The organism is Sphingobacterium anhuiense (assembly GCF_042686355.1).
GTDB lineage: Bacteria > Bacteroidota > Bacteroidia > Sphingobacteriales > Sphingobacteriaceae > Sphingobacterium > Sphingobacterium anhuiense.
In genome coordinates this window covers 1-21,049 of sequence record NZ_JBHUPE010000008.1, presented here as the reverse complement: position 1 = coordinate 21,049, position 21,049 = coordinate 1, and the positions used below count along the sequence as shown (strand labels likewise).

Genomic DNA, 21,049 nt, shown 5'->3' with positions numbered 1-21,049 from the left:
TCCCTTTTTTGGTGTTATTCTCAGCCTTTGCTTGCTGATCTATTTCTTCTATTTACTTATTTAAAGGATTTCTTACTGTTATAAATAGAAAAAAATTATAATGGCTTGATTTTGGTACTTGTTGTAATGTTAATGGAAGCTTTATCTTCTTTATTCTCTTTTATTACATATAATGATTAAAAAAATAGTTGGTACATTTCTCCTGTTGTTTATAACAATAACTGCTTTTTCCCAAACTTTCGTAGGGGACTGGAAAGGTAATTTGCAAGTAGGACATTCCAGTTTGGTTTTTATAATTCATTTATCTCAGGAAAATGGTGTATGGAAGGCAACAGCGGATAGTCCAGATCAGGGAGCCTTTGGCATTCCCGCGAAGGCAAACGTTAATGGTAACGGAATCGAAGTACTGATTGAAGGAGGAATTAGTTATATCGGGAAAATGGAACGGGATGATTTAATAGGTGGGGAGTTTCAACAAGGGACATTTCGAGCCAAGTTAGATCTTATGAAAATAAAGGCAACCCCTAATAATATCAAGACAATAAGATCTCAACGTGTTTTTCCTCCTTATTCATACGATACAGTAGATGTCAATTTTAGAAATAAATATGATGATGTCCTATTAAGTGGCACCTTAACCACACCTAGACAAAAAGGTAAATTCCCTGCAGTAGTTTTAGTGACAGGAAGCGGTCCCCAGGATCGCAATGAAACATTAATGGGACATGAACCTTTTCGAATATTATCAGATTTTTTAACAAAAAATAATATTGTTGTTCTTCGCTACGACGATCGGGGGGTCGGACTTTCAAAAGGAAGTTTTATAAATGCCTCAATTGAGAATTTTAGTAAAGACGCAATGGCAGCAATAGATTTTCTAAAGGAAAGACCAAATGTAGATCCCGGCAAAATTGGTATTATCGGGCATAGTGAGGGTGGTTTAATCGCAGAGTTGTTGGCTGGACAAAAATTTCCGGCGCTTTCTTTTATTGTTTCTTTAGCAGGTCCAGCCATTCCTATCGACTCTCTAATGGTATCACAGCTATATCGCATTGGTAAAGTAGCAGGCATGTCAGAACTAGCACTATCACATGCCAAAGAGATTAATAAAAGGAATTTTGAGGTTGTTAAAAGTAATAGGCCGCATATGGAGGCTATGGCAATGATTCTTGATAATATGAAAATAGATCCAGCACAATTGAATTCATCGAGTAAATTGGAGTTAGAGACACTCTTGTTGCCATCTTATAGATATTTCATGCGGATTGATCCCATTCCTTTTATTAAAAAAATTACAGTGCCGGTTTATGCCGCATTTGGGAGTTTAGATGTTCAGGTTCCTGCTGACCAAAATCTAAAAAGTTTAAAGAATAATCTACCATATAATCGAAAAACTGTTCTAAAGAAATATGAAGGATTGAATCACTTATTTCAAAAATCGACAACTGGGGCTGTTTCAGAGTATGAGCATATTAGTGAAACCATGAATAGTGAAGTCTTGAATGATTTAGTTAAATGGATAAAAAGCTTATAATAGTTAGCTGTAGTTAGTATTATTTAAGTGACATCATCTATATTTTAGTAAAAGTACGATAACGTTGTAAATTGGTTTTCTGTGATGCTACAGCAATTTTTTGCCCAATATTAACTTCTATGTAGTTTTCTAGTAAAGTCAATTCTTCTTTGTAATACAATTAGGTTTATATCTTTGTTTTACACTCCATCATCATGTTTATGATGGGTACTATTGAACAAAACCTTTATTTTATTATTATGAATTTCAAGGCAATCGTCACCTTATTTTTCTTAACAATTTTAACCTCAGTTTCCTTTTCTAGAGAAGTTATTTCATTCAATCAAAATTGGGCTTTCAAAAAGGGCCCCTTTACTACAGATCTCTTACAGTATGGGAATGTTTTTTCTGGAACATGGCAATCTATAGCTGTTCCCCATACATGGAACTCAAAAGATATGCAAATACGTAATGATCGATTTACATCTAATGAAAAATTTTATGTGGGAGATGCCTATTATCGTAAAACTTTTATTCCAGAATCTTCTTGGAATGGTAAGCGCATTTTTGTAAAATTTGAAGGTGTAAATACAAACACAGAAGTTTACATTAATAATTCACCGTTGCCTGCGAAGAAGGAAAAGGGAAATGTAGTTTATGATGCGTCAGCTATAAATGGTAATTATCAGATTGTGGGAAGACATCAAGGGGGCTATTCAGCATTCGTGTTGGAATTGACTAATATGTTGAAATTTGGAGTTGAAAATGAGATTCTTGTAAAAGTTAACAATGAAGCAACTCCACAAGTAATACCAGTCAATCATACGCTATTCCCTATGTATGGTGGTATTTATCGTCCGGTTGAACTTATTGTGACGGATAAGATTAATATTGCAGTATCCGATTATGCTTCTTCAGGAGTATATATAAGTCAACAGGACGTTAATAAAAAAAGTGCATCAATAAATTTAAAAGTGAAACTTGAAAATAAAAATCATGACGCAAGAGATTTACAGGTAGTGTCAACGATTTTTGAACAAAACGGCGCTGTGAAAGCCAAGAATATAAAAAAATATCGTTTACTTCCGCAGGGTAGACAAGAAGTAATGCAAGACTTTAATTTAACAAATCCACATTTATGGCAAGGTCTGGAGGACCCGTATCTTTATAAAGTAGTTACACAGCTTGTTGATGGAAATACTGTACTAGATGAAGTCATTCAGCCTCTAGGTTTACGAAAATTTGAATTAAGAACAGGAGAGGGATTCTTTTTGAATGATATTAAGTATCCAATGTATGGAGTAACAAGACATCAGGATCGATGGGGAAAGGGTTCCGCTTTATCAAATGCTGATCATGATGAAGATTTGGCTATCATCAAGGAAATTGGAGCAACTACGATTCGATTAGCTCATTATCAACAATCTGCATACTTCTATGAAAAATGCGATAGTATTGGATTTATTGTTTGGGCAGAAATCCCATTTGTTAATCGTGTAACGACCTTAGAGGAAGCAAATGCAAAACAGCAATTGACAGAACTTATAAGACAAAACTATAATCATCCTTCTATTTATACATGGGGTCTCCATAATGAGGTTTATACGCCTAATGCGTACACAATCGAGTTAACGACAAAATTAAATGATTTAGCTAAGACCGAAGATCCATATCGCTATACGGTGCAAGTGAGCGGCTATAATGTCATCAACCATGCTGTAAATAATAATGCAGATATACAGGGAATCAATCATTATTTCGGATGGTATAATGGCATTATTCGTGATGTTGATAAGTGGGCAGATCAAATCTCAAAAGATTTTAAAGATTATAAAATTATTTTTTCAGAGTATGGAGCCGAGGCTAATCCTAGTCATCAACAAGAGGTTGTTGGAGATGTAGGTAATCAATGGGTGAATCCAGCATTTTTTCCTGAAGAATTTTCAACAAAGTTCCATGAAATACATTGGGGAACGATAAAAAGACATCCGATCTTTTTGGCCTCTTATCTTTGGAATACATTTGACTTTGCTACTCCGATTACAGCACTCAATGTTGAACCAAGGAATTACAAAGGATTGGTTACGTTTGATAGAAAACTCAAGAAAGATCCTTTTTATTGGTATAAAGCTAACTGGAGTAAAGAACCTGTATTATATCTGACACAAAGACGTGTTATTGAGAGAGTAAACGAGATTACTCCGGTGACAGTTTATTCTAATTTAGGAACACCTACTTTGTTGGTCAATGGTGTTGAGGAAAAGAACTTTGTTATCGGAGAAACTGATGTCCATTATATTTTTCAAAATGTTAAATTGAAAGAAGGAGATAATATTATCCAGGTAAAAGCATCAAGTAAAGGTCAACAATTTGAAGATAAGATTACTTGGCATTACTTGAAAGATAACCCAAAGGCAATCAGTAAAGATGGACCGAAATCCAATAAAAATGAACATATTGGTTTATAAAAAAGCATCTTTGTGCAATGCCCCCGAAAAGTTTAACACTTTCTGGGGGCACGCTACTTTTGAGACTTTTTTATTATGGAGTTGTTAATGCTACAGGTAGAATTTTACCATTATAATATTGATGTCCATTTTGGGCAAATTCCGCAATATATCTTCCCATCTCAAAAGCGAGTTTACCAGCTTCTATTCCCGGAAAAGCTGCTTCAAACATTTCAGTTTGTGCAGATCCAAGAGCAAGACAATTTACGCGGATACCTTTACCCTTAAATTCTTCAGCCAAGCACTCTGTTAATACTGCCAACGCTGCTTTACTAGAAGAATAAGCCGCTAAGCCACTAAACTTGGAAGAGCCTTGAAAACCGCCCATACTTCCTATATTGAGAATATGAGATCCTTCGGGCATTAAAGGGACGATATGTTGAATCATATTAGCATGTGCCAATACATTGGTTTGAAACATCGATGCAATTTCTTCCAATGAACTATCCATAAAAGGTTTATTGATAAGCACTCCTGCATTATTGATCAGGATATCTACCTGTTCAAATTTTGATTTGATAAATGGTAATAAAGTTTGATAATCATCATAAACAATATCAAACTGAGCTGGATATAAATTACCCCCGTCGAAATTCAAATCCTTCGCAATTTCGTGAAGGCGCTTTAGTTTATCTGCAGATCGAGCAAGTGCGATAACATTATTTTCTTTTTTTGCCGTGAGATCCAATACAGTTTCAAACCCAATTCCACTGCTTGCTCCTGTTATTATAATATTTGCCATGTTTATTTATTTAATCTTCCGTCTGAGATTCTTCTATTTCTTTAACAGATGGTAATTTTTCGGTCCCTAATGCAGAGGGATGAAATATGTAGTACGAACCAGTAAAGGCCATGAATGCCGATATAATATAAAATAGTAGACTAATCAAGACAGCTAAATGTGAATCAAGGTGAAAAAAATTAGCTCCCCACATATAAACTAGCTCTCGCATACCCAATCCTCCAACTGAAAATGGAATTATTGCCACTAATGAAGAAGCGAGAAAGAGAAAGAGATAAGGAGAAAATTTTCCATCAAAGCCTAGGGCGTATAATATCATAATAGCAGCAATTACTTGCATTGACTGTACACCTATTGCTTTTAGATGTGTTTTGATGAAATTTGCCTTAAAATCATTGAAAAATTTGCCTACCAAAAAATAATAAAGCGTTGTACCCAAGATAAATCCTAAAATTGTTAAGTAATTAGGAATTCCAAGTTGAGGCATAAAAATGATTAATGCCGCAATTATTAAACATAACGCCCACAGACCACTTAATCGGTCAAAGAATAATGCTGCAAGTAACTTTCGACCTTTAATACTATACTTTTTTCGAAGAAAATATATTTTATATCCATCACCTCCAACACCTCCAGGCAAGAAAAGATTATAAAACAAGCCAAGCTGATAAAGTTTAAAATTATATCTCTCAGAAACATGAAGTCCGATTGCAGTTAAGAAGCTAAGTAAGCGAGATGATGATATTAGTATTGAGATGGCATATGCTAAAAATGCGAATAAAAGGAACAGCGGATTTGATTTTAATAGAGCATCTTTTAGATCTTGGATAGAAACCTTACTAAATACCCAATAAAGAGCAGCAACAGTAACAACTACTTTCAGTATATTCTTAATAATTTTCCAAATTAGTTTTTTATTCATTAGATATTTAAGTCTATGTTTTGACTTTATTCATTAATTCTCAAAGATATTAATTTGATTAATGATATTGTATTTATTTGGATTATGCTATTAGGGGATATATACGGGAGTATAATAGAATTAAGTAGATCAATAGGAAAATCGTGCATAATGAGAATTGCCAATTAATATCGACTCTTAAATATTTGTTTTTTAACATGACAATCAGTAAAACTACAAAAATGATAAAGAGCAATGCAGGAGCAACTACTGCCATTTCATTTGGAAATGCAACGTGTTTAGCATCTAAATTAGACTGGGTTCCCTTATTCGATAGTATAGGAACAGAAGCTAGTGCTAAAAGTAAAACGAAAAGACGCAATAGTGATTTTGCTACAATCTTACTAATGGTATGATTTTTGGATGTCTCAATCATGATTTGTTGTTATATTTACAGCAAAAATACAATAAGTAACTATAAAATTAATGAATATGAATCGAGTTCTTTTATCTATCACAACTCTCATGTTGAGTTTGTTTCTTTTTTCGGCTTGTAGCATGCAACCAAAAGGAACAGCATCTAGTTCTTCATCTACTGCGATGTCTACAGGGCCTAGTGCCTCTGACTGGAAAGGAGCTGTAAAAGGAACTTGGGTTTTAAACACTATTGATCGCGAGAATTTACCCGCATCTTATACCATTAAAAGTGTATTTGAAGAAGCACCTGCTGAATGCTTTATCGGAAGTACTTGGACATTGCCTGGTAATGGTAAAGGAAACATCTCATTTTCAGCAGACGGTAAATTATGTGCCCCTGGTGCTTCCAGAGATATTATATGGTCTATATTCAATCCAGGAAAGAATAACGGACAACCACAGTTTCAGTTTAAAAAGATTTATGCGGGCGATAAAGCTAAAAATGTTATTACAGGCTACCGTTTAGATTTATCATACTCAGACGCTAGTAAATTAGTTATGCGTATGCCGGTAACCATTACAAATGGCGAAGCATATTTAGTATTCACTTTTTCAAGAGTAAATTAAGATATCCTTTTTGAAGATAGATAAAGCTATAGGAAACTATAGCTTTACTTGTTTAAAATTTTTTATTTAACAAATTTTCTAATTTTAGAAACAGTACTTTGATCGAAAAAAATATTGTACAAAAAATTATAAGGGAGGTGGTTCTTATCGCTCTTGGTCTAGAAAATAGAATATATATCAAGGACTTATCTGCTCATTTATATTGGATGGAAAAATCTCAATTTAATTTTGGGGAGGAATATATAGCCAAAGATATTACCATACGTGATTTGATAAGAATGAGCTTTGCCGAATTGGGGGTAGAAATAGAATTCTGTGGAAGAGGAGAATTAGAGAAGGGTGTAATTATTGATATTGATGAGGAACGATTGGACCTGTTGAAGATAGACAAAGAATATATAAAATTTGGACAAACTGTCGTTAAAATTGAAGATCGATCCTCTGTTTCAATTGATGTGAATCCAACAATAGAAAAACATTTAGTACAGCAATATATTGGTCATTTCGAAACAGAGATTCATTTTGATAACCTTATTAAGGAAGTGATTATGAGTAATTTAATGATTGTGAAAAAACAGTCCTAATTAAGCTTTGAGACGCTTTAACCATGAAATATTCAAAAGCAGTCCTTAAGACTTAAGATATTATTTTTTTAGTATTGTTAAAATTTAAATTTGGAATAATATTTGTTGTACACATGTATCTACTATGACTTAATAAGTCAAATATAAATGGAATTCAAGGGTAATGGAAACTGAATTAGTAAAAGGTAATAAGCAGGAAGAGATTAAGAAAAATACATCAAAAGTTTATTTTTTTATCATAGCAATCGCGGCGCTTGTTGTCACAAATGTTTATTTTTATGTCAAATTTAAGTCTTCAGGAGAGAAGGTCTATGCACTAACGGTTGAAAAAGAGAACCTTGAAGTGGAGATCGATCGTATTGAAGCAGAGCTCGATAAAATGAAAATTGAAAATATTCAATTATCTCCTCCTTTAATCGAGAAAGAACAAAATGCAAGAAAAAAAATCATAGATTTACGAACTAAATTAGCACAGAAACAATTGTCACAGAGTGATATTGATCATGCTCAGTCGACAATTACTTCGTTGAAAAGTGAAGTTGCATATTTTAGTTTGGATGTTAATAGACTTATTCAGGAAAATAAAATTCTAGCCGAGAAGAATAGCTTATTACAAAAAGAAGTCTCAGCTTCCTCCACTAAGATTAGTAATTTGGAAAGCTCAAATACAAATTTAGCATCAAAGGTAAATGTCGCTGCAGCTATCAAAGTTTCTAATATTGCGGTTTATGGACTACAGGAAAAAAGAAACGATAAAGTGGAGGTAGAGGAGAGGGCAAAGAGAGTTGATAAATTAAGTATAAATTTTAATATCGCAGATAATACCCTTGCAAAAGTGGGGAAAAAGGATATTTTTGTACGTATTATTGATCCGCAAGGTAATCTTATTATCAATCAGGATGACAATACTTTTTATGCACATAGTGAAAAACTTCAATATACTTTTAAAAGCACAATAGAGTTTACCAATCATGGTGAAGAATATTCATTATATTGGAAAGACGATAAGAAGTTCACTAAGGGAGCTTATACTGTTCTTTTGTATGCCGACAATGCTATCATGGGAAGATCAACGGTTGTATTGAAATAGTACTACATACGTTATTTATTACGAGTCATACCGTAAAAAAATAAGGAGTTCAATTTGAATTCCTTATTTTTTTCCACGCATTTCGTATATTGGTCATCTAAATTCCGCCCTATCATGACGAATATTTTGCTATGAACCTCTGTATTTCGGTACAGTAATTTGAAATGTCGTTCCCTGATCCTCTATAGAATCGAATTTTACAGTTCCACCCATGGCTTCAATTGTTTTCTTAACAAAAACTAACCCAAGTCCCGTTCCGGAGCTTTTAGTCGTAAAGTTTATTTCAAAGATTTTTGCCCGCATTTCTTGTGGAATACCTAGTCCGTTATCCTTTATTTTAATAATGTATGTATCATGTTCTCCATTTGAAATGCTAATATCAATTTTTATTTTCCTTTTTCCAAAACCTGCTTCAATAGCATTTTTCAGTAAGTTATTAAACGTTCTTAATAATTGATCCCGGTCAGCTTCTACAAATATAGGAGCCTGATTTGTTTGATTCATTAATTGAATCTGAGCATGCGGATTTTGACTATATACTGCAATTGATTTATTAATTTTTTCCACTAAATTGACCTTTTCATATTTAGTATCTGGCAATTTTGCAAAGGCTGAGAATTCTTTAGCTATATGGGTTAAACTATTGATTTGTTCAATAAAAGATGCGGTGATACGTTTAAAACGCTCCTCAAATTTTGCATCGTTATCATGATAAGATTTTGTCAATTGTTGGATCCCAAGTTTCATTGGTGTCAGTGGATTTTTGATCTCATGAGCAACTTGCTGTGCCATTTCTCGCCAGGTAGACTCCCTTTCATTATCCTTTATTTTATTTGCATAGTCCTCAAGTTTTAATATCATTAAATTGTATTCTTTAATAAGACCCCCAATCTCATCATTGCGTTGCCAAAATAAAGGTTCATTTTGTTGTCCAAGATTTGTTTGGGCTATTTTTTTACTGATCAAATTTAAAGGTTCTGTGATTTTATTCGCAACAAAAGCAGCGTAAAAACCAAATCCAATTATTATTAGAGAATAGATATTAATTAATGTATTTAAAAGTAGATTTTTATTTAAGTTATCATCTTTCTGCGCATTAAAATTCGGTATACCCAGATACGCTATAGTAGCATAGTTTTCATCTCTAATAGTTGCATAACTGGATTCGTACCTAAAATCACCAACGACCTCCTCTTCAATAGTCTCTGATTTTTTAAGAAGGGAGAGTTTTCTAAATGCACTCGGGTTAATAAACGTTGATAAAATATTTAAATCATAAATCTTGGGTTGTGAACTGAATAATAGACGACCCGATTTTGAATAGAGTGAAAAATCTTTTGAGAGCGATTCTGATAATAATTTCAGATAATAGATCAGTCTTTCTTCTTTTTCTTCAGCAGTAGACGCTGTACTGACTATACTTTCAAGTCTTTTACTAATATCTGTTACAGTCTTTTCTCTTTCCAAAGTATTATTATACGAAAGTTGCATACTTATACTTACGAAAGATATAATTCCAGAGATCAAAATTGCTAGCACGATGGAAGATATAAACAATGTTTGTATTCTGGAACTGTATTGTATACTATTTACTAAAAAAAGGAAATGGTACTTTATGCTTCTGATTTTGAATGATTTATTCTTTAAAATTTTAAAGCCATATCTAACACTGGAAGAGATAGAAAAAAAGATAAAAATAACCAGAAATAAAAATGATGCGGTAGCTAAATATTCCCATGGTGTCTCTTTTGGATAACTAACTAAAAAAGTAGTATAATTATTAGGCCTGTACATGATATGAAAATAATCATCCCTACCATCCAAATTAATATATTCTCCCAATTTCTTCGGATAACCATTGTCATGACTTGGGTAGTTATATTTTCCATATTGGGTCACTAAATTCCCATCTTTAAACAATGCGATGGAACTATTATTAAATGACTGTGCCTCCATTTTATTTAATCTGGAATCAACTAGTATGTCCGGATAAGGCAGGCTGTAATTAAATGATCTATTCTTTAGATTAAGGTATAGTGAGACAGTGTTTTGTTTATCAATTTGAATATTGATAATAGAAAAATACTCATGAGTTCCCAGTTCGCTGTTTAATCTGTAGAAATTATTACTAATCTTTAATGAGTTTTTAATAACTTTTTCTCTGTACTCATCTACTTTATTGTTTTTGTAAGGAGCAAGTTCCTTATTGTTATTGTAGTAAAATCCCAAAAATTCATATCTAGAAAGATACCCACTAAGATATTTTTTTTCAATGTATTCACTTATGGTTTGTGTACTGGTGTTTGGTAAACTTATTTTAAATAAATGTTTGAGTTGCTCGTCATTTAAAATATCTTTTTCAATTTCAGTATATAATGAAATAGCATTAATGTCATCTTCTGCTTCTAAATTGCTAATAAAAAGCTTCATGTTCTCCAGTTTTTTCATCTTGAAGAAATGTCCATGGTAAATGGAAAAGATTGTAGATAAAAGAATGATAACGATGATATGTGTAGCTAGTCTGAACTTCTTTTTTAGAAACGAATTGAATGATCTTATTAATATTATAAGTGCTAGTAAGATATTAACGAGCCCATTATTTTCACTTAATGAAGTCCCGATCAAAATAAATAAAATGAGACAACTTAAGTGGATATTAATTAATACCGTATCTGATATCTGTAATTTTTTTATATTAGAAATAACCAGATCGATATATAATATTAATGTAACGAGACTTACGCACATAATAAAAAGGTCGATCCATGTAAATATATTTAGTTCAACAAGTTTTGTGAAGTCTACCACAGTTGTAGTGGAGTGCGTAATGAGTGTCCCTAAAGTTCTGTAAAGAATAGTAAAGAAGAAATAGACACTTAAGATGGAAAGAACTGCAAAGATTATTTTTGAGCTTTTCTTTTTCAGATACTTCTCAATTGAAAATGAGTCTTTGATATTATATAGAAATAATATGAAAAGAAATATGAAAAAGACTGTAATAAGTAGTCCCCAGATATTTGGAAAAAGGTAGTTATAGGCATAATTTTTAGGATTAAATATGCCCAAATTAGCATGGATATTCAACCAATTAGAATTAAGGTCTAGATAACGTAAAACAATTAATGCTGTAAGATAGAGTAAGATTCCAGGTATTATTTTTTCCTTATTTACGAGTAGTTTCGCGAGATTATGTATTAAAGTTATAAAACATGTTGCAGCGAGTATCCAGCAGAGTGTTTGAAGAATACTAAAAATATTTTGTACCTGACCAGATTTTAGTTTAATAGAAAATAAGTAAGTTTTGTCTTTGCTGTAAATATTTTTGATGCTTACATTATCATCATAGTCGGCAATTTCGATGTTTGTACTTTTTGTTATTAAAGGCGAAAATGCTTTAGTGAAATATTCGTTATTAATGTTGAAATACTTTTTAACCATAACATAGGCTAAAACTGTCGTATTTCCGATCTCCTTCTTTTTAACAACAAATGAGCGATCATTAGTTGCTATATAGTTGACCGGATTTTTGAGTCCAGCATCAGTTAGCGGTACAAATAGGTTTGTACTCCAGAGTAGAAGTTCATGGTTTTTAAAAATAAAAAGTGCGATTCCCTCATCTTTATTATACTTTTCAAGTATATGATAAGACTGCTCAGGATATTTTTCTGCATTTTTGAATGTTTTTAAAATAATTGGATCCGCAAATAATTCATCAATTACTTCTTCTTTTTCATGAATTTTAGATTCTAGATTGGCGGTTTCAAAATTTAAGATATCTTTACTAGTAATAGACTTTTGTAAAGTAATAGCAGTAACGATAAAGCTTAGCGTCAGCAGTATAAGTAAAATTCTTATTTTGGAGGATATCGGCACTATATTATCTATTTATTGAGATTGAATATATAAATATATAAAAAAAGTCCTTACAAAAAGATTGTAAGGACTTATCTATAAAGTGATGTTCTTTTATCCGTGGATATCCTCTTCTCTGAAAAGCTTAGCACCTAGGTACTCGCGATTCATTCGAGCGATATTAGTCAATTTGATACCTTTAGGACATTCCGCTTCGCAAGCGCCAGTATTAGTACAGTTACCAAATCCTTCTGCATCCATTTGATCAACCATCGCCTGAGCACGCTCATAACGTTCTGTTTGACCTTGAGGTAATAAAGCAAATTGAGATATTTTAGCAGAAACAAAAAGCATTGCTGAAGCATTTTTACAAGCTGCAACACAAGCCCCACAACCGATACATGTTGCAGACTCGAAAGCCTCATCCGCAATACGTTTTGGAATCAAAATGTTATTTGCATCTTGTGCACCACCCGTATTTACGTTTGTATAACCACCCGCTTGTTGGATACGGTCAAATGATGTACGATCTACCGCTAAATCTTTTAAAACTGGAAAAGCAGCTGCTCTCCAAGGCTCAATAACAATTGTTTGTCCATCGTGGAATGAACGCATGTGTAATTGACAAGTAGTGATACCATATTTTGGTCCGTGTGGACGTCCGTTGATCACTAATGAACACATTCCGCAAATACCTTCGCGACAGTCATGATCAAAGTAAATAGGATCTTCTCCTTTGCGAGTCAATTCATCATTTACGATATCAAGCATTTCTAAGAATGACATATCATCGGCGATATCATTTGCTTGTACAGTTACGAATTGACCTTTAGATTTATCGTTTTTTTGACGCCAAACTTTTAGCGTTAAATTCATATGTGCACTCATAATAATTATATTGAGTCATCAATTGACTACTAATAAAGTAGTCAATTGATATTATTTATAACTTCTTTGTGTTAATTTAACGTTTTCGAAAACTAACTCTTCTTTATGAAGAACTTCTGGTTGATTTTCACCTTTGAATTCCCAAGCAGATACGTAAGTAAACTCTTCGTCAATACGTAAAGCTTCACCTTCTTCAGTTTGAGATTCTAAGCGGAAGTGACCACCACAAGATTCTCTGCGGTTCAATGCATCATCAACCATTAATTCACCCAATTCGATGAAATCAGCAACACGGCCAGCTTTTTCAAGAGACATGTTTAACTCTTCATTTTCACCTAATACCTTGGCATTTGACCAGAATTCTTTTTTCAAGTTTTGGATCAATCCTTTAGCTTTAGTTAATCCTTCAGCTGTACGGGCCATACCACAGTATTCCCACATGATCAAACCTAATTCTTTATGAAGATCATCAACAGTTTTAGTACCATTCAAAGCTAATAGCGCATTGATTCTAGTTTCAACCTCTTTACGAGTTTCTTCGAAAGCAGGATGATTTTTATCAATAGGGGCAAAAGAACCTAAGTTTGCTAAGTAATCTCCAACAGTATAAGGAATAACAAAGTAACCATCCGATAATCCTTGCATTAAAGCAGAAGCTCCTAAACGGTTTGCTCCGTGATCAGAGAAATTACATTCTCCTAACGCATATAATCCAGGGACAGTTGTCATTAAGTTATAATCAACCCATACACCACCCATAGTGTAGTGAACAGCAGGGTAGATACGCATAGGTTGTTTGTACGGGTTTTCGTCCGTAATCTGGTAATACATATCGAATAAGTTACCATATTTTTCACGTACAGTATCTTCTCCCAAACGACCGATTGCTTCTGCAAAATCTAAGAATACAGCAACACCTGTTTTACCAACACCACGGCCTTCATCCACTGCTTCTTTAGCATTACGAGAAGCCACATCACGAGGTACTAAGTTACCAAAAGATGGGTACTTACGCTCTAAGAAATAATCTCTATCTTCCTCTTTGATATCAACAGCTTTCAGTTCTCCTTTTTGAAGTTTTTGTGCCAATTCAACTGTTCTCGGAACCCATACACGACCATCATTACGCAATGATTCTGACATCAAAGTTAATTTTGATTGATGATCACCAGTAACAGGAATACAAGTTGGGTGAATTTGAGTATAACAAGGATTTGCAAATAAAGCACCACGCTTGTGAGCTCTCCAAGCAGCAGTTACATTACATCCCATTGCATTAGTCGAAAGGAAGAAAACGTTACCGTATCCACCAGTACACAATAATACAGCATGACCTTCATGTGATTCGATTTTACCTGTAACTAGGTCACGAGTAATGATACCACGAGCTTGTCCATCAATTTTAACAAGGTCAAGCATTTCATGACGAGTGTATGATTTTACTTTACCTTTATGAATCTGACGGTTTAAAGCCGAATATGCGCCTAATAATAATTGTTGTCCTGTTTGACCACGCGCATAGAATGTACGTGATACTTGGGCACCACCGAATGAGCGGTTATCTAATAAACCACCATATTCACGAGCAAAAGGAACACCTTGAGCCACACATTGATCGATGATGTTAGTCGATACTTCTGCTAAACGATAAACGTTTGCCTCACGAGCACGGTAATCACCACCTTTAATAGTATCATAAAATAAGCGGAAAACAGAGTCACCGTCATTTTGATAATCTTTTGCAGCATTAATACCACCTTGTGCCGCGATTGAGTGCGCACGACGAGGTGAATCTTGATAGCAGAAAGTCTTTACATTGTAACCTAACTCTGCTAAAGAAGCAGCTGCAGAAGCTCCTGCCAATCCTGTCCCAACAACGATAATTGTAAATTTACGTTTGTTAGCAGGGTTAACCAGCTTCATTTCAAATTTATGTTTTGACCATTTTTGGGCCAATGGCCCCGCAGGTACTTTTGAATCTAACATATCTTATATTTTATTTATTAGATCGTGCCTTATAGCACCATCCTAAAATATTGTTAACGGAAATAGAAATATAATGGCATCGCTGCAAAAAGAATTGGAATAACTACTCCAAATACCCATACTCCAATAAATTGAACCAATCCAATGTATCTTTTGTGATTGAATCCAACTGTTTGGAAAGCAGATTGAAAACCGTGAATCAAGTGGAATGCTAAAGCAGCCATTGCAATTACGTATAATGCTACTAAAGCAACGTTTTTAAATGCAAAGTCTACCTGCTTATACAAGTCACGTGCTTTTACGATTTCAACGCCATTTTCAACAACGACTGAGTAATCATGAAAATCTGACGCTTGGATCTCTTGATGAGTCGTTACACCATTCGACAGATCGGTACGATATTCGATATAAGGTGTTTGATCATTATGGTATTTCCACCAAAAATTTGACATGTGCGTCGCCAAGAATACTAAGATAACAGTACCTAAAATACCCATATTACGTGAGTTCCATTTACTGTTAGCGCTTCCATCATAAGATGCATATCCAATAGGACGAGCAGCCTTATTTTTTAATGAAATCACGATTGCATAGATCACGTGAATAATCACCGAAGCATACAATAAATAAGACACAACCTTGATAGGTGTAAAATGCGTCATGAAATAGGCGTACTTGTTGAACGCTAAACCCGCGTCATCTTTAAATAACTGCAAGTTTCCAATCAAGTGAACAATTAGGAACGTACATAAGAAAAGTCCCGTTAAGCTCATGATTAGCTTCTTCCCGATTGAAGAACTTAAAACTGGCTTTGATTTACTCATTATTCTTTGTAATTTAATTTAATTAGGCAAATCTACTATTTGATATTAAATATGATACAATTTTGACAAGAAAAAGAAGTAATTTAGAACTATTCTAAACCGCTATTGGAAAAGGCTCGCTATTTTTGATAACGAGCCTTTTTTAATTTGATTGAAAAGTACTATAAACTAAATAAACGATAGCCTAATCCTATACTCCACATGTTAATTTTTGGATTTGCTTGGCTACTGTTATTGATTTTGCTTAGACCCATTTCATAACGTAGATCAACACGAAGACTTGAAACATCAGCACCCACACCAAATGCCCAAGATGTACCGTTCTTTTTGTAGCTATTTGGATCTAAACTAGGAATTATCTTATCTTGTTTATCATCTACTTTAAAAGAAAATATTGGTCCAGTTTGGATTCTTGCTCCAATTGGTCCTAAACCAAAACGTTTTCCTAATAATACTGGGATGTCGATTGTGGTTAATTTTACATCCGTTGTTTCTCCTCCTTCAGCTTTAATCGTAGTATTTTTGCCTGTAATGTAAATCTCCGGTTGCACATGAAAACCTAATACACCAACACGCCCATACAAACCTGCTTGATATCCTGCTTTGTTGTCTGAATTGAAATACTTACCATCACTTTTAAATTTAGAAAAGTTTAAGGCACCCTTTAAACCAATTTCTACTCCTGGTAACAATTGTGCATTTGCAGTAGCAACACTACCACAAATTAATAGTAATGCAGGTAAAATTTTCTTCATAACTTTTATTTTCTATATAAATTGTATCTTTAACTAAACTTTGAACAAGTTTCAAAAATAACAGCAAATTTTATACCTAAAAAATGATGGGACTTAAAATAACAACATTTGATTGGATTACAGCAAGAGAAAAAATAAAAAGAAAATATAATCATCTAAGTGATGAAGATTTAGTTTTCGAAGAAAATCAAGAAGAAAAATTGATTAACCATTTGATGGCAAAATTACATCGCAATCGAGAATATGTTTTATTTACACTGGCCAAGTCACTAAGCAGTATCGAAAGTAATCGTTTGTAATGGAAGAAATATCTTGGAGTGATTTTGAAAAAGTGGATATGCGTGTGGGTACTATACTAAATGTGGCCGATTTTCCAAAAGCAAGAAAACCAGCTTATCAGTTAACGATTGATTTTGGTGATGAATTGGGAATAAAGCAAAGTAGTGCTCAGATCACGGTGCATTACAGTAAAGAAGAATTACTAGGTAAGCAAATTGTTGCTATTGTTAATTTCCCCAAGAAGCAGATCGCAAATTTTTTCTCGGAATGTTTAGTTACCGGTTTTGCTGATGACAACGGGGATATCATTTTAACAACTGTAGAAAAAAAAGTGCCTAATGGTGCAAAATTAATGTAAAATGCGATATATCGATTTTGAAGGAACATCTGTAGACAATGCTGACGATTTTTTTATGCAGCAAGCATTGAAGGAAGCAAAATTAGCATTAGCCGCAGGGGAGGTGCCCATAGGGGCGGTAATTGTGCATAAAGGTAATATTATTGGTAGGGGGCATAATCTGACACAACGTTTAAATGATGTAACAGCCCATGCCGAGATGCAAGCCTTTACAGCAGCTGCAAATCATTTGGGAGGTAAATATTTGGTCGACTGCACACTTTATGTGACTGTAGAACCATGCGTAATGTGTGCAGGTGCGGCTTATTGGACACATATCAGCCGAATTGTATATGGAGCTCAAGACGAAAAAAGAGGATATTCTCAATTTCACGATAAAATTTTACATCCCAAAACAATTGTAGAGCATGGTAAGTTGGGGAAAGAATGTGCTGAACTTGTTAAATCATTTTTTCGTCAAAAACGTTAAAAGCTTAGTGATTATTTAATCGCAAAACGAAACATAAAGGTATATTAAACGTTATATTTGCATACAAACAATCTTTAAATAAACATAAAAAATAATAATTATGGCATTTGTATTAGAAGCGCTACCATACGCGTCAGACGCATTAGAACCACATATTGATAAAGCTACTATGGAAATCCACCATGATAGACATCATCAAGCATATGTAGATAATTTAAATAAGGCAATTGCTGGAACAGAAGCTGAGAACTTATCTTTAGAAGATATCGTTAAAAATATCAGTAAATATCCTGCAGCAGTACGTAATAATGGTGGTGGTCACTATAACCACAAATTATTTTGGACAATATTAGGTTCAAATGCTGGTGGTGAGCCAACTGGTGAATTGGCAACAGCAATCAATGAAACATTTGGTTCTTTTGCAGAATTGAAAACACAATTGCAAAATGCAGGAGCTACACGTTTTGGTTCTGGCTGGTCTTGGTTAATTGTAAATGCAGAAGGTAAATTACAAGTAACATCGACACCTAATCAAGATAATCCATTGATGGATGTGGCTGAAGTTAAAGGTACACCTATTTTAGGTATTGATGTTTGGGAACATGCATATTACTTAAAATTTCAAAATAAACGTCCTGCATATTTAGAAGAGATCTTCAATGTCATCAACTGGGATGCAGTAGCGAAAAATTATGCTGCCGCTAAATAGTTTATAATTTTAGTAGCGAAACAAAAGCGGTAGAATGATAACATTTTACCGCTTTTTTAATTTAAGGGTTATAGAGATGGTACATAAATATATCGCTATGCTTGTACTTTTGGTAACAAGCAATGCATTGTTATCCTGTCAATCTAATATTGCTAAAAAGGAACCGGAATCATTTGAACAGTTGCCAGATCATCAAAATGGTCTTGTAGATACGGCAACATTTGCAGCAGGTTGTTTTTGGTGTGTTGAAGCTCAATTTAAAACACTTGATGGTGTACAGCAAGTTATCTCAGGCTATGCTGGAGGAGAAACGAAGAATCCATCATATAGCCAAGTCAGTACAGGGAGTACAGGACATGCTGAAGTGATCAATGTTTTGTATGACCCGAAGAAAATAACATTCGATACCTTGTTAGAAGCTTTTTTTATCGCACATGATCCTACACAATTGAATAGGCAAGGTAATGATATCGGTACGCAATACCGCTCTGCAATTTTTGTTCATGATCAAGAACAATTAGAAAAAGTTAATTTTTATTTAAAAAAAATGAAAGAAGAACGGTTGTATGACCGTCCTATCGTGACAGAAATTAATCCATTTACTACTTTCTATAGAGCTGAAGATTATCATCAAAATTACTATGCTAATAATAAGGAAGATCGATATTGTCAATACGTGATTAAACCAAAATTGGAAAAGTTTAAACATATTTTTACCAGTACTGTTAAAGACTAATCCAATAATTGGAACACGGATTAAAATCTTGTAAATTTATGTTGAATTCTATGAATTCATTGAAATTCAGCTTTTTGAAAATATAAAATTATTACTATGATAAAAGGATTTTTTAATGTACCGACACCTACAAATGAGCCAGTGTACTCATATGCTGTTGGAACAAAAGAACGCAAATTATTAAAAGCGGCGATTGATGAAGCTCGTGCTAAGCAAGTTGACGTACCTATGTATATAGGAGGAAAGGAAGTCCGTACAGATAATAAAGTATCTATCAATCCTCCACATGATCACCAACATGTTTTGGGACAATATAGTCAAGGTTCTAAAAGTCATGTCACTGATGCCATTAATGCCGCCTTGGCTGCTAAAAGTGATTGGGAGAATTTGCCATGGGAAGACCGTGCAGCAATCTTTTTGAAAGCAGCAGAACTAGCATCGACCAAATATCGTTATAAGTTGAATGCTGCTACCATGTTAGCGCAGTCAAAAAACCCTTATCAGGCAGAAATTGATGCAGCTTGTGAGTTTACAGATTTCTTACGTTTCAACGTACAGTACATGACAGAAATCTATGCACAGCAACCACCAGTATCAGGAAAAGGTGTATGGAATCGCGTAGAGCAACGTCCTTTGGAAGGTTTTGTATTCGCTTTGACACCATTCAATTTTACAGCTATTGCTGGTAATTTACCATCATGTGTTGCTATGATGGGAAATGTTGTCGTATGGAAGCCATCTAATGCTCAGATTTATTCTGCGCAAGTGTTAATGGAGATTTTTATTGAAGCAGGTTTACCGGCAGGTGTTATTAACTTAGTATATGTATCTGGACCGGACGCAGGTGATGTAATTTTCAAACATCCTGATTTTGCTGGTATCCACTTCACAGGTTCTACAGGAGTTTTCCAAGATATTTGGAAAACAATCGGTGAGAATATCCATCTTTACAAGACATATCCAAGAATAGTCGGTGAAACTGGAGGTAAAGATTTTATTTTAGTTCATCCAACAGCAGATTTGCAAGTAACTAATACAGCATTAGTTCGCGGTGCATTTGAATATCAAGGACAAAAATGTTCAGCTGCTTCACGTGCTTATGTTCCTGCATCGATGTGGCCAGCATTGAAAGATGCAATGACTACAGATGTGAATTCATTCAAAATTGGAGGAACAGAAGATTTTACAAATTTCATCAATGCAGTTATTGATGAGAAATCATTTGACAAGATTTCAAAATATATTGATCGTGCAAAAGAATCTGCTGATGCTGAAGTTGTGATCGGTGGGACATACGATAAATCTAAAGGTTACTTCATTTCTCCAACTGTTATTGTGGCTAAAAAATCAGATTATGAAACAATGTCAGAAGAATTGTTCGGGCCAGTTTTGACAATTTTTGTTTATGAAGATGAGAAATGGGAAGAAACATTAGAAATCGTTGATAAAACCTCTATTTATGCTTTAACAGGTTCAGTTATCGCTAAAGATCGCTATGCAATCGCGCAGGCAACACATGCATTGCGTAATGCAGCAGGTAATTTCTATGTTAATGATAAGTGTACAGGTGCCGTAGTAGGGCAACAGCCATTCGGTGGTGCACGTGGTTCTGGTACAAATGATAAAGCCGGATCAATGATCAACTTATTGCGTTGGGTATCTCCACGTACGATTAAAGAAACCTTTAATCCAGATACAAACTATAAATACCCTTTCTTAGAAGAAGGTGAATAGTCAGATCGATTATTAATTGTAGCGTCCTAGAATAGGTTGACATATAAATTTAACGATAATTATCCTTACTTGACTATT

General features: G+C 34.0%; 19 protein-coding genes. 11 read left to right on the top strand and 8 right to left on the bottom strand.

Going from position 1 to position 21,049, the window contains the following annotated elements; translation table 11 throughout:
• The first annotated feature begins 172 nt into the window (after positions 1–172).
• A complete protein-coding gene (locus tag ACFS6I_RS19310) occupies positions 173–1,534 on the top strand; it encodes an alpha/beta hydrolase family protein (protein ID WP_346581151.1) in 1,362 nt (453 codons plus the stop codon).
• 239 nt (positions 1,535–1,773) lie between these two features.
• Positions 1,774–3,981 carry a glycoside hydrolase family 2 protein gene (locus ACFS6I_RS19305; RefSeq protein WP_380923102.1) on the top strand — a complete coding sequence of 736 codons (2,208 nt, stop codon included), beginning with the start codon at positions 1,774–1,776 and terminating at the stop codon, positions 3,979–3,981.
• 73 nt (positions 3,982–4,054) lie between these two features.
• Here ACFS6I_RS19305 and ACFS6I_RS19300 read toward each other — a convergent pair whose 3' ends face one another.
• The 3 genes from ACFS6I_RS19300 to ACFS6I_RS19290 all read right to left on the bottom strand — a co-directional run bounded on the left by ACFS6I_RS19300 (position 4,055) and on the right by ACFS6I_RS19290 (position 6,099).
• On the bottom strand, positions 4,055–4,762 hold the full coding sequence (locus ACFS6I_RS19300) for an SDR family NAD(P)-dependent oxidoreductase (protein WP_380923100.1): 708 nt from the start codon (positions 4,760–4,762) through the stop codon (positions 4,055–4,057).
• 10 nt (positions 4,763–4,772) lie between these two features.
• Positions 4,773–5,684 (bottom strand): lysylphosphatidylglycerol synthase transmembrane domain-containing protein, encoded by a 912-nt coding sequence (locus ACFS6I_RS19295; protein ID WP_380923098.1) that lies wholly within the window; start codon positions 5,682–5,684, stop codon positions 4,773–4,775.
• A gap of 82 nt (positions 5,685–5,766) precedes the next feature.
• Positions 5,767–6,099: a hypothetical protein gene (locus ACFS6I_RS19290; RefSeq protein WP_084825409.1), complete on the bottom strand. Its 333-nt coding sequence runs from the start codon at positions 6,097–6,099 to the stop codon at positions 5,767–5,769.
• A gap of 56 nt (positions 6,100–6,155) precedes the next feature.
• Between ACFS6I_RS19290 and ACFS6I_RS19285 the strand changes: the two genes are divergently transcribed.
• The 3 genes from ACFS6I_RS19285 (at position 6,156) to ACFS6I_RS19275 (ending at position 8,381) form a co-directional block, all read left to right on the top strand.
• Entirely contained in the window at positions 6,156–6,707 is a 552-nt protein-coding gene (locus ACFS6I_RS19285) for a lipocalin family protein (RefSeq protein WP_132771524.1), read from the top strand.
• Positions 6,708–6,805: 98 nt separating this feature from the next.
• Complete coding sequence (locus tag ACFS6I_RS19280) at positions 6,806–7,291, top strand: hypothetical protein (protein ID WP_380923096.1); 486 nt, start codon at positions 6,806–6,808, stop codon at positions 7,289–7,291.
• Positions 7,292–7,454: 163 nt separating this feature from the next.
• Entirely contained in the window at positions 7,455–8,381 is a 927-nt protein-coding gene (locus ACFS6I_RS19275; RefSeq protein ID WP_168127881.1) for a hypothetical protein, read from the top strand.
• Positions 8,382–8,510: 129 nt separating this feature from the next.
• On the opposite strand, the gene ACFS6I_RS19270 is transcribed toward ACFS6I_RS19275, so the two are convergent.
• The 5 genes from ACFS6I_RS19270 to ACFS6I_RS19250 form a co-directional block, all read right to left on the bottom strand.
• Complete coding sequence (locus tag ACFS6I_RS19270) at positions 8,511–12,254, bottom strand: ATP-binding protein (protein WP_380923093.1); 3,744 nt, start codon at positions 12,252–12,254, stop codon at positions 8,511–8,513.
• 93 nt (positions 12,255–12,347) lie between these two features.
• Positions 12,348–13,121: a succinate dehydrogenase/fumarate reductase iron-sulfur subunit gene (locus ACFS6I_RS19265; RefSeq protein WP_021191913.1), complete on the bottom strand. Its 774-nt coding sequence runs from the start codon at positions 13,119–13,121 to the stop codon at positions 12,348–12,350.
• A 51-nt stretch (positions 13,122–13,172) separates the two neighbouring features.
• Positions 13,173–15,107: a fumarate reductase/succinate dehydrogenase flavoprotein subunit gene (locus tag ACFS6I_RS19260; protein ID WP_132771521.1), complete on the bottom strand. Its 1,935-nt coding sequence runs from the start codon at positions 15,105–15,107 to the stop codon at positions 13,173–13,175.
• A gap of 53 nt (positions 15,108–15,160) precedes the next feature.
• Entirely contained in the window at positions 15,161–15,931 is a 771-nt protein-coding gene (locus ACFS6I_RS19255) for a succinate dehydrogenase cytochrome b subunit (protein WP_021191914.1), read from the bottom strand.
• Positions 15,932–16,092: 161 nt separating this feature from the next.
• The gene (locus ACFS6I_RS19250) at positions 16,093–16,686 is read right to left on the bottom strand and encodes a porin family protein (protein ID WP_132843600.1); all 594 of its coding nucleotides are present in this window, start codon (positions 16,684–16,686) and stop codon (positions 16,093–16,095) included.
• Between the two features lie 83 nt (positions 16,687–16,769).
• On the opposite strand from ACFS6I_RS19250, the gene ACFS6I_RS19245 reads away from it, so the two are divergent.
• From ACFS6I_RS19245 to pruA, 6 genes are all read left to right on the top strand, one after another.
• The gene (locus ACFS6I_RS19245; RefSeq protein WP_380923090.1) at positions 16,770–16,985 is read left to right on the top strand and encodes a hypothetical protein; all 216 of its coding nucleotides are present in this window, start codon (positions 16,770–16,772) and stop codon (positions 16,983–16,985) included.
• A complete protein-coding gene (locus ACFS6I_RS19240) occupies positions 16,985–17,323 on the top strand; it encodes a tRNA-binding protein (protein ID WP_380923088.1) in 339 nt (112 codons plus the stop codon). The genes ACFS6I_RS19245 and ACFS6I_RS19240 overlap by 1 nt, the downstream gene beginning before the upstream one ends.
• A gap of 1 nt (position 17,324) precedes the next feature.
• Complete coding sequence (locus ACFS6I_RS19235; protein WP_380923086.1) at positions 17,325–17,792, top strand: nucleoside deaminase; 468 nt, start codon at positions 17,325–17,327, stop codon at positions 17,790–17,792.
• Positions 17,793–17,892: 100 nt separating this feature from the next.
• Positions 17,893–18,501 carry a superoxide dismutase gene (locus ACFS6I_RS19230; RefSeq protein WP_380923084.1) on the top strand — a complete coding sequence of 203 codons (609 nt, stop codon included), beginning with the start codon at positions 17,893–17,895 and terminating at the stop codon, positions 18,499–18,501.
• Between the two features lie 76 nt (positions 18,502–18,577).
• Positions 18,578–19,237: a peptide-methionine (S)-S-oxide reductase MsrA gene (gene msrA, locus ACFS6I_RS19225; RefSeq protein WP_380923082.1), complete on the top strand. Its 660-nt coding sequence runs from the start codon at positions 18,578–18,580 to the stop codon at positions 19,235–19,237.
• Positions 19,238–19,333: 96 nt separating this feature from the next.
• The gene (gene pruA / locus ACFS6I_RS19220) at positions 19,334–20,971 is read left to right on the top strand and encodes an L-glutamate gamma-semialdehyde dehydrogenase (RefSeq protein ID WP_380923080.1); all 1,638 of its coding nucleotides are present in this window, start codon (positions 19,334–19,336) and stop codon (positions 20,969–20,971) included.
• Positions 20,972–21,049: the final 78 nt, after the last annotated feature.